This is a genomic window from Allobosea sp. LjRoot90, from assembly GCF_964254315.1.
Classification (GTDB): Bacteria; Pseudomonadota; Alphaproteobacteria; order Rhizobiales; family Beijerinckiaceae; genus Allobosea.
Genome location: NZ_CAXUTF020000003.1, coordinates 573,583 through 588,095, shown reverse-complemented (window position 1 = coordinate 588,095; position 14,513 = coordinate 573,583). Strand labels below are relative to the sequence as shown.

Genomic DNA, 14,513 nt, shown 5'->3' with positions numbered 1-14,513 from the left:
TGTTTCAAAAGGCCTGCTGGAACGGCTGCAGATGGGGGCGCGGCCGTTCCGCGACAAGTTTTGCTGCCATGCTCACTCGGCCGCGTCGAGTCGGGGCTGATCGCCCTTGCGGGTCTCGACCGCGAAGGACCGAGTGTGGCGCAAGGTCGGGATACGCTGGCGGGCGTCCGCGACCAGAGCAAGGTCGATCTCGGCCATGACCAGCCCGGGCTCGTTGCCGGCCTCGGCCAGCACGCGGCCCCAGGGATCGACGATGATCGAGTGGCCGTAGCTCTCGCGGCCGTCCTCGTGCAGGCCGCCCTGCGCCGCCGAGATCATGAAGGCGCCGTTCTCGATGGCGCGGGCCCGTTGCAGCACCTGCCAATGCGCCTCGCCGGTCTGGCGGGTGAAGCAGGCCGGCGCGGTCAGCATGAAGGCGCCGGCCTCGGCCTCGGCACGGTAGAGATAGGGAAAGCGGACATCGTAGCAGATCGACATCCCGATCAGCCCCCAAGGCGTCTCGACCACGGTCGCCCTGTCGCCGCCGGAGAAGGTGCTGGATTCGCGCCAGGTCTCGCCATTGGGCAGATCGACGTCGAAGAGATGGATCTTGTCGTAGCGCGCAACGATCTCGCCCTCGGGGTCGATCATATAGGCGCGGTTGGCGATCTTCTCGCCGACCCTGACCGAAAGCGAACCGATCTGCAGCCATATCCCGGTCTCACGCGCCGCCTCGCGCAGCCCAGCCAGCACCTCGTGCTCATCCTCGCTCTGGCAGATCTCGCGCAGGCGCTTCGTATCGCGCTCGCAGAGATTGGTGACCTCCGGCGTCTGGACAAATCGCGCGCCGGCCGCCGCCGCCTCGCGGATCAGGCGCACCGCGTCGTCGCGATTGCGCAGCGGGTCGCGGCCAGAGCGCATCTGGACGCAGGCGGCGGTGAAGCTTGGCGCGGTCATCGGCTTCTCCTCAGGCTGCCTTGAGCAGCGGGTCGAGTTCGCCGCGCGCATCGAGCGCGTGCAGGTCGTCGGAGCCGCCGACATGGCGCTCGCCTATGAAGATCTGCGGCACAGATGTGCGCCCGCTGGCCTTTGCCGTCATCTCCTGGCGCAGCGCCGGCTTGCCGTCGACGCCAATCTCCTCGAAGGCGACACCCTTCTTGGTCAGCAGTGCCTTGGCGGCATGGCAATACGGGCACCAGCCCGTGGTGTAGATCGTGACCTGCGGCATCCTGCTGTCCTGGGCCTGTCCTGAAAGACGACTTCACCTCGCAATATAGGGAGCCGTCACGCTTCCGTCACGACCCGGGCGAAGGTCAGCACATCGACCGCGCCCGCTCCGCCGCGCAGCAGCGCGCGCGAGGCGGCATTGGCCGTCGAGCCGGTGGTCAGCACATCGTCGACGAGCAGGATGCGCCGGCCCTCGACCTGCGGGCGCATGGCGGGCAGGACCTTGAAGGCGCCCTGGAGGTTGTCGGCGCGCTGCGCCCGTGTCAGCCCGACCTGCTGCTTCGTCCGCTTGACACGGGTGAGCGCCTGCGGCGCGCAGGGCCGCCCGGATTGCCGGCTGATCGTCGCCGCTAGCGCCGCCGCCTGGTTGAAGCGCCTTGTCCACAGGCGGAAGCGATGCAGCGGCACCGGCACGATGAGGTCAGCCTCGCCGATCAGTTCGCGGCCGGCCTGCGCCATCATCCGCCCGAGCATCAGGGCAAGCTCGGTCCGGTCGCCATATTTCAGCCGGTGCACCAGCTCGCGCGCGGTGCCGTCGAAGCGGCAGGCGGCACGGGCACGGGCGAAGACCGGCGGATCGGCGATCGCGGCCGGCGAGATCAGCCCCGGACCGAGATCGACCTCGAACGGCGTGCCGAGCCGCTCGCAATAGGGCCGCTCGATCAGGCTGAGCCCGCTCCAGCATTGCGGGCACAAGCCCTGCGCCTCGCTCGTGGCGGCCCGGCAGCTGACGCATGAAGGCGGATAGACGAGGCTGACGACGCCCGTCGTACCGCTGCGCAACCAGCTGCGCCCGCGACGCAACCAGCGCGAGAAGAGCGTTTTTTCTACGTGCTCGGGATTTTCGGAAAGGCTCATGCGCGATCGGGTCCGCGAAGAGAGCGTCTTCGCCTTCTCGTGAGCGGGACAGGTCGGCCCCTGCCAATTCCTGCCATGTCGCCTATGTTCCTTGCGACGGCTCCGGCCCGCATGACGGTGACTGGCGCCATGGATGTCTCCCTCGGCCTTATGGCCGCCTCGCGACAAGGATCGCCACGATGAGTCATGCCGGTGCCTCCGCCACCTCACCCAGGCTGTTCACGCCGTTCCGCCTTGGCGATCTCGAACTGAAGAACCGCGTCGCCATGGCGCCTTTGACCCGCAACCGTGCCAACAAGCACGATGATGCCCCGAACGCGCTCAATGTCGAGTACTACCGCCAGCGCGCCGGCGCCGGGCTGATCATCACCGAGGCGACGCAGATCTCGCAGCAGGGCCAGGGCTATATCTGGACGCCCGGCATCTATCGCGACGCGCAGGTCGCCGGCTGGAAGGCGGTGACCGACGCAGTGCATGAAGCGGGCGGGCGGATCTTCGCGCAGCTCTGGCATGTCGGGCGCGTCAGCCATGTCTCGCTGCAGCCCGGCAACCAGGCGCCGGTCGCGCCCTCGGCCGTGCTGGCCAAGACCAAGACCTATATCGAGAGCGGCTTCGCCGAGGTTTCGCAGCCGCGCGCACTCGGGCTCGACGAGCTCCCCGGCATCATCGCCGATTTCGTCCGGGCGGCAGAGAACGCCAAGGCGGCCGGCTTCGACGGCATCGAACTGCACGGCGCCCATGGCTACCTGCTCGACCAGTTCCTGCGCGACGGCTCCAACCATCGGCAGGACGCCTATGGCGGATCGATCGAAAACCGGGTGCGGTTGACGCTGGAGGTGGTCGACGCGGTGACCAAGGTGTTCCCGAAGGAGCGCGTCGGCATCCGCATCTCGCCGGTGAGCCCGGCCAACGATGCCCGCGATACCGATCCGCAGGCTCTGTTCGGTCATCTCGTCACCGAGCTCGACAAGCGCGGCATCGCCTTCATCCATGTCGTCGAGGGCGCGACGCGCGATGCGCGCGATTACCTGCCCTTCGATTATCAGGCGCTTCGCAAGGCCTTCCGTGGCGCCTACATCGCCAATAACGGTTTCAACCGCGAACTCGCGATCGAGACGGTTGAGAAGGGCGAGGCCGACCTCATCGCTTTCGGCCGACTCTTCATCGCCAATCCCGACCTGCCGGAGCGGCTGAGGCTGGACGCCCCGCTCAACACGCCGGATGTCGCGACCTTCTATGGCGGCGACGGCAAGGGCTACACCGACTATCCGGCGCTCGCGCCGGCCGAGCGCTCGCACGCCGCGGGCTGAGGCAGCCGACGTGCTCCTGCGGACATTGTTTTCTGCCCGCAGGTTTTTCTGCCACGACTGCACGGAAGGGCTTGCAGCGCGGTCCGGTGCCGATTATACGGACGGCCTTGCCGCGCTGCTCCCATCGTCTAGCGGTTAGGACGTCGCCCTCTCACGGCGAAAACTGGGGTTCGATTCCCCATGGGAGCGCCATGGTTTCCCCGAGTATCTAATTTTTCCGGGAACCCCTGTCTAACAAGGCGTGCGGCTGACCCGGCCGCTTCCTGATCGGCGCCCCTACCTTATTCTGGACGCCAGCGCGTCAGCAGGGCTGACAGAATCCGCGGCATCGATGCGGCGGCGGGCGCTCGTCATTCTTCCAGTCGCTGCCGGGCGTGCCGCGCCCCAGCATTGATAGCCCTGCCTTATGAATCCATAGCGTTTATCGGGATTGCGGCATGTCGTCGGCGCGGCAAAACTTTGTCCAGTCAGGCGCCACGCTGCAATGGATGGCGCGAGAACAAGGGGCGGCACCATGGAGCGCGGCATTCTCGGCAGGGCTGCGGCCAAACTCGTAATGGCTGCGGCCTGCAGCCTGAGCCTGGGTCTCTCGGCGGCACAGGCGGGGCCAAAGGCCTCCGTCGATGGCGGTACGCTGGAAGGCGTCACCAAAGGAGGCGTCGATCAGTTCCTCGGTGTACCTTTCGCAGCACCTCCGGTCGGGGAGCTCCGATGGGCGAAGCCCGCGCCCGTGAAACCATGGCCGGGCACCCGTTCCGCCACCGCCCATGCGAGTAAATGCGTCCAGAATGGCTGGGTGAAGCCGATCCAGCTCTATCGCAACGAGGATTGCCTCTATCTCAATGTTTACCGGCCGGCGGCTCCCGCAACGTCGCCGCGCCCCGTGCTGGTCTGGTTCCACGGCGGAGCCTCGGTGGCAGGCGCCTCGCAGGACATCGACGGCTCAGTCTTCGCCGAGAAGGCGGACCATGTCGTGATCGGCGTGAACTACCGCCTCGGCGCCTTCGGCCTGGCGTCCTTCGCGCAATCGGGCAGCAATTTCTGGCTGATGGATCAGCAGGCGGCCCTGCGCTGGGTCAAGGCGAACGCCAGGGCGTTCGGCGGCGATCCCGATCATGTCACCATCATCGGGCAATCGGCGGGTGCCTATTCCGTGGCGGTGCACATGGTCTCGCCGGAGAGTGCCGGCCTGTTCCAGCGGGCGATCGCGATGAGCCTGCCGGTTGGGCCGCTCCATTCCGCTGTTTCAGCGGAGGAGGAGCGCCAGAAGGGTCCGACGACGCGGATGGTCGAGAAGGCCGGATGCAGCTCCGCCACGGACCTGCTCGCCTGCATGCGGGGGAAATCCACAGAGGAGGTCTTCGAGGCGGGCGGCGGCGCGGCGACGCGTGCGGCCGGCTGGCAGATGGTCGTCGACAGGCAGACCATCCCCGAGACTCCGATGACACTGTTTGGCCGCGGCGAGTTCCACAAGGTGCCCGTGCTGGTCGGCTTCACGAGCGAAGAGCAGGGCTTCTTCCTGCAGGCACGCCGGGCTAGCGGCCAGCCGCCTCTCAGTGCCGACGCCCTGGCGAAGACCATTGCGTCACGGCCGAACGGCGCGCGGATCGCCGAGATCTATAATGTCGCCACCTATGGCTCCCCGACCCGCACGGACATCGCGTTGGCCAGCGATCGCTGGGGTTGCGAGGTCCGGCAATGGATCAAGGTCGTCTCGAGCGCGATTCCGGTCTTCTCCTACGAATTCGCCGATCCGAAGGCGCCGACGACGATCTTCCATGTCGACGAGCCCGTCGATGGGCCGTTTCACAATTCGGACATCCCATACGTTTTCCAGAGCGGTTATCCGAACGAGCAGCAGGCGGACGCCCCTGCCTGGACGCGGGCGCAGAAGGCCCTGTCGGACCGGATGCTGGGCTATGTCGCCCGCTTCTCGAAGAGCAGCATGCCGTCCGCCGATTGGCCAAAGGTCGAGACCATGACCCTGCATCCCGAAGGCGACAGGATCGAAGCGGATGCGGCCTTCGCGAAGCGCCATTCCTGCGAAGTCTGGGAGCGCTAGAAGCAGCCGCACCCCTCCAATTGAAATAGGTTCTCGTGATAATTCGTCTACTAGAGACATAGATTTAGATCGCGAAATCGATCTCCGGCTTGCGCGCTGCGGCGCGGCCGAGGAGATCGGCGATGGTCGTATTGTCGACGACTGCCGCCATCGCGTCGCGCACCTCCCGCATCACCGAGCGGACGATGCAAGCTTCGATGTCAGCGCAATCCTGGCACGGCCTGAAGGCCGACTGACTGGCGCAGTCGATCGGCGCGATCGACCCTTCGAGGGCGCGGATGACCGCTCCGACCTTGATGGTCCGGGCCGGCTTCGCCAGCGCGTAACCGCCGCCCGGACCCTTCTTGCTGCGCAGCATGCCGGCATTGCGCAGATCCAGCAGGATGGCGTCGAGAAACTTCTTCGAGATGTTGTTGCGCTGGGCGATCTCGGCGATCTGGGCGGTCTCGCCGGCCTCGAGCCTGGCGAGGTGGACCATCGCCTTGATGCCGTATTTGCCCTTGTTGGTCAGCACTGCCGGCCCCCCGCATAGAGGTACAGTATATCGATCTATTTTGCGGGGACTGCAAAGCGAGGACGGTTACGGAGGGGGACGCGCAGAATGATGCTCTCAGCGGACAGACATCCAGCGACGATGTTGCGGCTGCGCTCAGCCGTCGAGGAAGGCGGCGATCTCCGGCGAGGCTCGCAAGGTCGCCAGCTCCTCCGGCGTCGGCAAAGCAGGGCGGTCGCGGGCGGCGTCGACCAGGCAGAGGAAGCCGAGCGGCTCGTCGGGCGCGGCCCGGAACTGGTGCCAGGTCCAACCGGGGATGGTGACGAGGTCGAGCGGGCCGATCTCGCTCACCTCAGAGCCGACAAGGCAGCGCCCACGGCCGCGCACGATGACGACGCCGTGGACATGGCCGTGGCGCTCCAGCGTGGTATGGCCGCCAGGGCCGACCTCGAAATAGCGCAGCTCACCGGCGAGATCGGGCCGCGAGAACAGGATCTGGCGGGAGACGTCGCGGAACGGCGCATCGCCATCCTGCTTGTAGGCGAGGCGCTCGACGCCTTGCCAGCCGAAGCCGTCTTCGTGGCGGCGCAGCAATGTCTCGTCCTTGATGGCGTCAGACATGGGATTCTGCCCGGGCTTGCGCTTGCGAGTGGTGGTGGACCTGCGCGACGAACTCGGCCGTGGCTTCGCTCAGCCTGTCGCCTTCGGCGAGCAGGTTGCCGCCGATCAGCAGCATGACGTCGGGGCCGTAGAAGTCGAGCATCTCCGGCACGCGCGCCACGCTCATGCCGCCAGCTGGAACCGGGGCGCTCGCCGCTAGTCCCGGCTCGGGCGCGAGCGCAGCCTCGGCGATGCGCCGGCAGGTCTGCGCGGAATAGCCGAAGCGGCCGCCATGGTTGGGGAAGATCACCGCATCGACGCCGGCGAGCCGCCAGAGTTTGGTCAGGCAGGCCGGATCGATCCGCGCCGCGCCCGCCAGGCTCGGATGGGCGAAGAAGGCGATATCAGGATAGTCCCGGCGAAGCTGCTGGACATTGGCGAGGCCGAGGATCGCCGGCGCAACCATCGCGGTGTCGAGCCCTTCCTCCGTGACGATGCGCAACTGCTCGCGCACGGCGTCGAGGCTGCCTGAGAGGCTTGGCACGTAGCGGGTCGGATGACCCGTCTGCGCGACGGCGCGGCGCACCGCGGCGGCGCAGGCTGCGACGCGTCGCGGGAACGGGCTGTAGCGTTGTGTCGCCAGCCCGTGATCATCCTTGACGTAATCGATGCCACCGAGCGCGAAGGCTTCCGCCAGGTGCGCCAGCTCTTCCGCTGGCAGCCCTTGCGGCTTCAGGGCCGAGCAGGTCAGGGCCCGCGCTCCGGCGCCTACCCGTTTACGCAGGCCGTCGAGGCCGATCTGCGGACCGTCACCGAGCGCGGCCCGCAACTCCGGCGGCAGGGCGAAGTCGGCAAGCGTCAGATCATCGTGCAGCGAGGAGTTGCCGAACAGCATGTTGAGAAGCTGGCCGGCATCGTCGCCCACCGTCGTGGCGGAGAGCAGGACGCGGATCGCGTGCAGGCCGTTGCCCCTCGGCTCGACTGCGACGACGCGGCCGAGGATCTCGCCGAGAACGAAGGGATCGTCGACCGCTTCGGGCGGCATCTCGATGCTCTGCTCGACGGCGATCGCCCGGGCGCGCGCTTCGGCATCCTCAGGCGCGCCGCGCAGATGATAGGTGACTTCGATCCAGCTCATCGTCGATCCCGCCGAAGCAGGGCTCCGCCATTCCGTTCCCGCACCCTTATAGCGCCGCCGATGTGAGTGCACCTCAACGCAGCGCGAAGCCAAGCGCGGTCAGGGCGTCGCGGATGCGGTCGCGCCCGCCCAGGGATTGCGGGCCGGCGACGCGGGCGAGCGCCTGGCGCGACCACGGCACCTGCGGGATCTTCTGCTCGCTTTGGAAGTCCTGGATCGCGCCGTCATAGGCCGCGACCGGCTCCGGCGCGTAGCCGGCGCCGTATTGCTCGCGGTGGAGGACGAGAGCGGGCGAAAGCCGCGGCTTGATGCCGGTGACGACCTCGGGAGCGGGATAGCCGACGCAGAGGCCGAACACGGGGAACACCTTCGGCGGCAGCCCGAGCTCCCTGGCGACCCGTTCGGGATCGTTGCGCAGCGCGCCGATATAGACCGTGCCGAGGCCGAGGCTCTCGGCGGCCAGAACGGCGTTCTGCGCGGCGAGCGCCGCGTCGATGATGCCGACGAACAGGGTTTCGAGATAGTCGAGCGCGTCGACCGTGTGCTCATGAGCGGCTCCCAGTTCGCCCAGACGGCTGAGATCGGCGAGGAAGACCAGCAGGGTCGGGGCCTGCAGGATATGCTTCTGGTTGCCGGTGACCTCGGCGAGGCGCGCCTTGCGGGCGTGGTCGGAGACTGCGACCACGCTCCAGGTCTGCAGGTTCGAGGAGCTGGCGGCAGATTGCCCCGCCGCGACCAGCGTCTCGATCGTGCCTTCGGGCAGCGGATCGGGCTTGTAGGAGCGCACCGAGCGATGCGCCAGGATCTGCCCGATGACCTCGTTCCAGTGCGCCGGCTCCGGCTGGCCCTCGGCGCGATAGCGCGCAAGCAGCAGCGCTTGTGCGTCGTCTTCAGCCGAAACCTCCGAGAGCGCGGAACGAGGGGCGTCGGCGGTGTGCAAGGCAGCGGTCATTGTCGGGAACCCGTTCAGGAAGGCATGGGTCAGCGAGGACAACGGCATCAGCGCGCCATGCCCCAGCGCCGGATCGTCGTCCGCTCGATCGCCGCGAAGACGAGGTTCTCGACGGTGAGGCCGATCAGGATCACCAGGAGCAGGCCGGCGAAGACCTTGTCGGTATAGAGCTCGTTGCGGTTCTGGAAGATGTACCAGCCAAGGCCGCCGCGGCCCGAGGAGGCGCCGAAGACGAGCTCGGCGGCGATCAGCGTGCGCCAGGCGAAGGCCCAGCCGATCTTGAGGCCCGACAGGATCGCGGGCAGCGCCGCCGGCACCAGGATGCCGAAGACATAGCGCAGGCCCGTGAGCCCGTAATTGCGGCCGGCCATGCGCAGTGTGTCGGGCACGCCCTGGAAGCCGGCGAAGGTGTTGAGCGCGACGGGCCAGAGGACCGAATGAATCAGCACGAAGATCAGGCTGCCCGAACCGAGACCGAACCAGAGCAGCGCGAGCGGCAGCAGCGCGATCGCCGGCAGCGGGTTGAACATCGCAGTCAGCGTCGAGAGCAGATCGCGCCCGATCTGGGTCGAGATGGCGAGCGTCGTCAGCAGGAAGGCAAGCGCCAGACCTGCCACATAGCCCTGCGCCAGTACGACCAGCGAGAGCCGGGCGCGTTGGAGCAGTTCGCCACTCGCCAGCCCCTCGAACAGGGCCTGAACCGTGGCAAGAAAGGTGGGCAGCAGCAGATCGTTGTCCTGCCAGCGCGCCAGCGCCTCCCAGAGCAGGGCGAGGACGACGAGGATCAGGCCCTTGCGCAGCCAGCCCTGCCCGGCGAGCCGCTCGACCAGCGGACGGGGACGCTCGAGCGCCGTCGCGACGAAAGGCGGCAGCGGCTGGTCGTATTCCGGCCGGATCGGCGGCTGGGCGAGGCTCATGGCTTCGCCTCTACTGCACCGGCGTGTTCATGCTCGAACAGCCGCTCGTGCAGCCGCCGCACGGCCGCCTGGAATGGTGCCCCGCCGGTGCTGGCAAGATCGAATTCGTGGCTGTTGAACTCCGCCCGCAGCCGGCCGGGATGGGCCGAGAGCACCGCGACCCGGTTGCCGACGATCAGCGCCTCCTCGATCGAATGGGTGACGAAGAGCAGGGTGAAGCGGACCTCGTCCCAAAGCGCGAGCAATTCCTCCTGCATCCTGCGCCGGGTCAGCGCATCGAGCGCGGCGAAGGGCTCGTCCATCAGGAGGATGCTCGGCTGCATGGCGAGAGCGCGGGCGATCGCGACCCGCTGCTTCATGCCGCCGGAGAGCTGGTGCGGGTAGCTGTCGGCGAATTTGGCGAGACCGACCTTCTCGACATAATGGCGCGCCCGCTCTTCGGCCTCGCGGCGCGCCAGCGTGCGTGAGGCCGTGAGCGGGAAGGTGACGTTCTGCAACACGGTCTTCCAGGGCGGAAGTTGGTCGAACTCCTGGAAGACGACGATGCGGTCGGGGCCGGGCCCGCTGACCGGTCGGCCGCCGAGCCTGATCTCGCCTTCGACCGGGGCGATGAACCCGGCGACCGCCTTGAGCAGGGTCGACTTGCCGCAGCCGGACGGGCCGAGCAGCACGAAGCGGTCGGCCTCGTAGACATCGAAGCCGACCCGGTGCGTGGCGCGCACGATATGTTCGGCGGTGCGGTATTCGAGGCTGACGCCGTCGACCTGCAGGAGCGGCGCGGGCAGGGTGGACGAGACCTGCCCCGCCTCGGCCCGTGTGGCTGCGCGATGCGAAGGCAGCGGGCTGTCCTGCGGCCGTCTCTCGGCGACGAGCGTCATGCCGGCGCTCAGCTGCCCGCGGCGATGCGCGGATCGGTGAAGAAGTAATCCGACAGTGCCTTGGGCTCGTTCTTGATCGCGCCGACGCGGTGCAGGAACTGGCCGAGGCCGAGCGTGTTCTGCGGCTCGACCTTGAAGGTCACCTCCGGGTTCTTGATGACCTGGAGTAGGAGCCTGCGGTCGCCCTTGCCGCCATTCGCCTTGAGATAGATGTCGGCGGCCTCATCGGGGTTGGCGGCGATGAATTTTGCGGCTTCGTCGAGCGCATCGAGGAAGGCACGATAGGTCTTCGGCGCGTCCTTGTAGAATTTCTCGGTGCCATAAAGCACGGTCGAGGAAGCCGGCCCGCCCTGGACCTCGTAGGAATTCAGCACGATGCGGGCTTTCGGGCTCTCGGCCAGTTCCTGCTCCTGGAAGGGCGGGTTGCCGAAATGGCCGGTGATCTCGGTGCCGCCCTTGATGATCGCGGCGGCGGCTTCTGGATGGGGCAGGGCGACGCTGATCTTGTCGAGCCGGTCGAATTCCTTGTCGCCCCAGAGCTTCGCCGAGGCCCACTGCAGGACGCGCGACTGCACGGAGACGCCGACGGCGGGCAGGGCGATCCTGTCCTTGCCGGTGAAGTCGGCGATCGTCTTCACATTCGGGTTGTTGGTGACGAGGTAGTAGGGGAAGTTGCCGAGCGAGGCGACGCCCTTGACGTTCTGCTTGCCCCTGGTGCGGTCCCAGAGCGTGAACAGCGGGCCGACACCGGCACCAGCGATCTCGATCGAGTTCGAGAGCAGGGCATCGTTGACTGCCGCGCCGCCGGAGAGCTGCAGGAACTCGACCTTGATGTCGACGCCGGCGGCCTTGCCGTGCTTCTCGATCAGCTTCTGCTCGGCAGCGACATCGAGCAGCAGGTAGACGACGCCGAACTGCTTGGCGATGCGCAACTGGCCCTCCGCGGCGGAAGCCGCGCCGGCGATACCGAACGACAGCGCCGTGCCGACCATCAGTGCGGCCGCCTGTCGGCGCGACAAGAAGTTGTTCCAAATCGCCATCTCGAACTCCTGAAAACGCTGCGGCGGCCCGTGCCCCAGACCGCGCCGAGCCATGCCGAAACTTGCGGCTCGACGGCGCAAGCGTCAACGAGAATGTTCTTTTTAAAGAACAGATGGCGAGGGTTGTTTATTGCTCTGAGCGCAGTGGCCGAGGAAGATTTATCCTCTTGGCCAACAAATCCACGCCTCTCCAATTGAAGGCGAGGGTCCAGGGGCGGTTTGCGGGTGTATCGTTCTCTTTAAGAAACGTTCACTGGGAACCCTGTGGTGCCATGAAAGCGGCGAAGTAGGCGGCTAGCGCCGCGTGGTCATCGAGCGGCAGGATATTGGCGACGTACTGATCGGGCCGCACGATCACCAGGCAGCCGCGCTCGCGATCGATGCCGCGGGCATCGAAGATGTCCTGACCGCTGCGAAGGTCGGGGCAGAACACCTTCTCGTAGTCGACGAGCCCGAGCCGACCCTTGCGGGGCAGGAGCAGGCTCGGCAGCGTCTCCACGGCGACATCGCGGTGGGCCTGTTGGAGGATGGCGCGAAGGTCGATGACCGCATCGATGTCGTCGCCCGGCCGCGTGTGCCGGCGCAGGGGCGAGGAGGGCGCGTCCGCCAGGAAGTCGCAAAGCGCCCGCAGGCGAGACGTTACCGAGGACGGATCGGCCCTGTCGGCGAAGGCGAACAGGCGCCAGCGGCCGTCGGCCTGCGCGACATGGCCGAGCTCGACCGGCTTGGCGTCGCCGAGGCGGATCACCGGAGCTGAATGGAAACGTGCGCCGATCGGTAATCCTGTTGCCAGGCCGGCATGGGTCGCCTGGCCGGTCAGGGTCGAGGGCGCATAGCGGGTTGCGGTTCCCGCGGTGTAGCGACCGTGCCTGACGAAGTAGGCCTCGACCTCCTTGGGATCGACGCCCTCGCCAGTGGCCGAGGTCTTCAGGGGCGCGCTCAGCATCTTCGCCCATTCGCGATCGAAATCGATCAGTTCCTTGGCGATCGCCTGCCGTTCGGCCGAATAGCTGTGCAGCAGCTGTGGCGGGGATTGCCCGCGCAGGACCGCAGCCAGCTTCCAGCCCAGGTTGAACGCATCCTGCATCGAGACGTTCATGCCCTGGCCAGCTTTCGGACTGTGGGTATGGCAGGCATCGCCGGCGATGAAGACGGCGGGCAGGCGCTGCCCGACCTCGTCGGCCGGCACGTCGTCGAACTTGTCACAGAGGCGCTGGCCGATCTCATAGACCGACCACCAGGCGACCTCTTTCACCTCGAACGAGTGGGGTCGCAGGATGCGCTGCGCCGCGGCGATCAGATGCTCCACGCCGATGTTGCGGCTCGCGACCCGCTCGTTCTCGCTGAGCTTGTCGAGCTCGACATAGATACGGATCAGATAGCCGCCCTCGCGGGGAATGATGATGATCGTGCCTTCGCCAGCGGACTGGATCAGCGCCTTCAGCCGAACATCCGGGAAATCGGTGACGGCAAGCACGTCCATGACGCCCCAGGCCTGCTGGGCTGAATCGCCATGCAGGTTACGCCCGATCGACTTGCGCACAGCACTGCGGGCGCCGTCGCAGCCGACGACATAGCGCGCCCTGACAGTCTCGACCTCTCCCTCATATGCGGGATGGAGGCGCTCCAGTTGCACCGTCACCGGGTGCGATGACGCGCTGCAGTCGGCATTGCGGGCGGTGTCGATCTGCAGATCGAGCAGGCGCCTGGAATAGTCCGGCTCCAGCCGGCTAGGGGAGCGCCGCATCACGTCGAGGAAGAAGTCATGCACCCGCGCCTGGTTCAGGATCACATGCGGGAACTCGGAGAGCCCATCCTCGACATCCTGGATGCGACCGCTGCGGACGATTGTCTCAGGCTGGTTCGCGTCGGGTTTCCAGAACACCGTCTCGTTGACCCAGTAGCTCTCCTTGAGCACCCGCTCGGAGAAGCCGAAGGCATCGAACATCTCGATGGTGCGACAGGCGATACCATCAGCCTGGCCGAGCTCCAGAGGTCCGGGTTTCTGCTCGACGATCCGCGTCTTGATCTCGGGAAAGGCCGCCAGTTGCGCCGCCAGCGTCAGGCCCGCGGGGCCGCAGCCGACGATGAGGACATCGACCTCGCTCGGCAGGGAGGCGCTGGCCGAGGACGCCGGGAGATCGGAAGCAGGCTCGGAAACGGCGGGATCGCCGGTCCGAAAGCCGTTGAGATGAAACTGCATGGAGGCCCCCTTCAACGAGGCGGAATGATCGAGGCGTTTGCGTTGGCCTAACGCGGTCAGCGCCGGCGGGCGTGGGCCTGTTCGAGCCACATCTCCCAGGGCCGATGGACCTGCGCCTCGATGCTGGCGACGCAGGCGCGGCTTTCGCCCTCGGTGAGATAGGTGACGTCGCCGAGCTGCATCGCCTGGAGCTGATAGCGCGCGTTGAGCTCGGCATAGACGGCCCGGTAGACCGCCTGCTTGATCGAGCCGCCGACGACGGTCGAGCCATGGCCGCGCATCAGGACGATGTCATGCCCGTCGAAATGCTCGGCGAGGGCGCGGCCGAGATGATTGTTGCTGATCAAGAGATCGGTCGCGTCGCCGCCGGCCTCGCGGATCTCGAAGACAGGCGCGCCCTGGCCGACGAAGCCCGCCATATGGAACATCGCCCGGAGCCGGGTGCCCTTGACGACGCTGAGGGGCACGATCGAGTGCGAGTGGCTGTGAACCACAGCCATCACGTCCGGGCGCTTGCGGAAGATCTCGGCGTGGATGAAGCGTTCGAGATAGACCTTGCGGCCGTTGGCGTTCACCGCCTCGCCATCGAGCGTGAACTCGACGATGTCTTCGGCCTCGACCCGGCTCGGCGCCATGTTGCGGGCGAGCAGGAAGCGGTCGGGCCGGCCGTCATGGCGCACGCTGATATGGCCGAACGCATCGACGACGCCCTGATCGAACAGGATGTGATTGGCCGCGACGAGGTCCGCAACGATCTCCGGTGACGGCGCGATCGAGGCGGTGGCGGTATCGGCCACGTCGACGGCGATGGGGTGGTTGCCATGGTCGGAAGTGCACATAGGTCGGTCTCTCCGAA

The 14,513-nt window shown here is 67.0% G+C and carries 14 protein-coding genes and 1 tRNA gene; 3 read left to right on the top strand and 12 right to left on the bottom strand.

All coding sequences use genetic code 11. The features are described 5' to 3' along the window. Positions 1–72 precede the first annotated feature (72 nt). From ACSQ3M_RS14975 to ACSQ3M_RS14965, 3 genes are read right to left on the bottom strand one after another with little or no spacing between them, the layout of a single operon-like run. Entirely contained in the window at positions 73–936 is an 864-nt protein-coding gene (locus ACSQ3M_RS14975; RefSeq protein ID WP_436150858.1) for a carbon-nitrogen hydrolase family protein, read from the bottom strand. Between the two features lie 10 nt (positions 937–946). Further along, positions 947–1,207, bottom strand: a complete 261-nt coding sequence (gene grxC / locus ACSQ3M_RS14970) for a glutaredoxin 3 (RefSeq protein WP_436150857.1) — start codon at positions 1,205–1,207, stop codon at positions 947–949. Between the two features lie 56 nt (positions 1,208–1,263). Then, positions 1,264–2,064, bottom strand: a complete 801-nt coding sequence (locus ACSQ3M_RS14965) for a ComF family protein (RefSeq protein WP_436150856.1) — start codon at positions 2,062–2,064, stop codon at positions 1,264–1,266. A gap of 179 nt (positions 2,065–2,243) precedes the next feature. Between ACSQ3M_RS14965 and ACSQ3M_RS14960 the strand changes: the two genes are divergently transcribed. The 3 genes from ACSQ3M_RS14960 to ACSQ3M_RS14950 all read left to right on the top strand — a co-directional run bounded on the left by ACSQ3M_RS14960 (position 2,244) and on the right by ACSQ3M_RS14950 (position 5,436). Next, the gene (locus ACSQ3M_RS14960; protein WP_436150855.1) at positions 2,244–3,374 is read left to right on the top strand and encodes an alkene reductase; all 1,131 of its coding nucleotides are present in this window, start codon (positions 2,244–2,246) and stop codon (positions 3,372–3,374) included. Between the two features lie 117 nt (positions 3,375–3,491). Further along, a tRNA-Glu gene (locus tag ACSQ3M_RS14955) sits at positions 3,492–3,566 on the top strand. A gap of 292 nt (positions 3,567–3,858) precedes the next feature. Beyond that, complete coding sequence (locus ACSQ3M_RS14950) at positions 3,859–5,436, top strand: carboxylesterase/lipase family protein (RefSeq protein ID WP_436150854.1); 1,578 nt, start codon at positions 3,859–3,861, stop codon at positions 5,434–5,436. Between the two features lie 64 nt (positions 5,437–5,500). On the opposite strand, the gene ACSQ3M_RS14945 is transcribed toward ACSQ3M_RS14950, so the two are convergent. The 9 genes from ACSQ3M_RS14945 to ACSQ3M_RS14905 form a co-directional block, all read right to left on the bottom strand. Next, positions 5,501–5,950, bottom strand: a complete 450-nt coding sequence (locus ACSQ3M_RS14945) for an RrF2 family transcriptional regulator (protein ID WP_436150853.1) — start codon at positions 5,948–5,950, stop codon at positions 5,501–5,503. 135 nt (positions 5,951–6,085) lie between these two features. Further along, positions 6,086–6,550, bottom strand: coding sequence for a cupin domain-containing protein (locus ACSQ3M_RS14940; RefSeq protein WP_436150852.1), 465 nt, complete (start codon positions 6,548–6,550; stop codon positions 6,086–6,088). Then, on the bottom strand, positions 6,543–7,667 hold the full coding sequence (locus ACSQ3M_RS14935; RefSeq protein WP_436150851.1) for a RuBisCO large subunit C-terminal-like domain-containing protein: 1,125 nt from the start codon (positions 7,665–7,667) through the stop codon (positions 6,543–6,545). The genes ACSQ3M_RS14940 and ACSQ3M_RS14935 overlap by 8 nt, the downstream gene beginning before the upstream one ends. 73 nt (positions 7,668–7,740) lie before the next feature. Further along, positions 7,741–8,667, bottom strand: a complete 927-nt coding sequence (locus ACSQ3M_RS14930; protein WP_436150850.1) for an NADPH-dependent oxidoreductase — start codon at positions 8,665–8,667, stop codon at positions 7,741–7,743. Then, positions 8,667–9,536, bottom strand: a complete 870-nt coding sequence (locus ACSQ3M_RS14925; protein ID WP_436150849.1) for an ABC transporter permease — start codon at positions 9,534–9,536, stop codon at positions 8,667–8,669. The genes ACSQ3M_RS14930 and ACSQ3M_RS14925 overlap by 1 nt, the downstream gene beginning before the upstream one ends. Next, positions 9,533–10,414, bottom strand: coding sequence for an ABC transporter ATP-binding protein (locus ACSQ3M_RS14920; protein ID WP_436150848.1), 882 nt, complete (start codon positions 10,412–10,414; stop codon positions 9,533–9,535). The genes ACSQ3M_RS14925 and ACSQ3M_RS14920 overlap by 4 nt, the downstream gene beginning before the upstream one ends. An 8-nt stretch (positions 10,415–10,422) precedes the next feature. Next, complete coding sequence (locus tag ACSQ3M_RS14915; protein ID WP_436150847.1) at positions 10,423–11,454, bottom strand: ABC transporter substrate-binding protein; 1,032 nt, start codon at positions 11,452–11,454, stop codon at positions 10,423–10,425. Positions 11,455–11,704: 250 nt separating this feature from the next. After that, a complete protein-coding gene (locus ACSQ3M_RS14910) occupies positions 11,705–13,657 on the bottom strand; it encodes an FAD-binding monooxygenase (protein ID WP_436150846.1) in 1,953 nt (650 codons plus the stop codon). 56 nt (positions 13,658–13,713) lie between these two features. Beyond that, on the bottom strand, positions 13,714–14,496 hold the full coding sequence (locus ACSQ3M_RS14905; protein ID WP_436150845.1) for a class II aldolase/adducin family protein: 783 nt from the start codon (positions 14,494–14,496) through the stop codon (positions 13,714–13,716). Between the last annotated feature and the right edge of the window lie 17 nt (positions 14,497–14,513).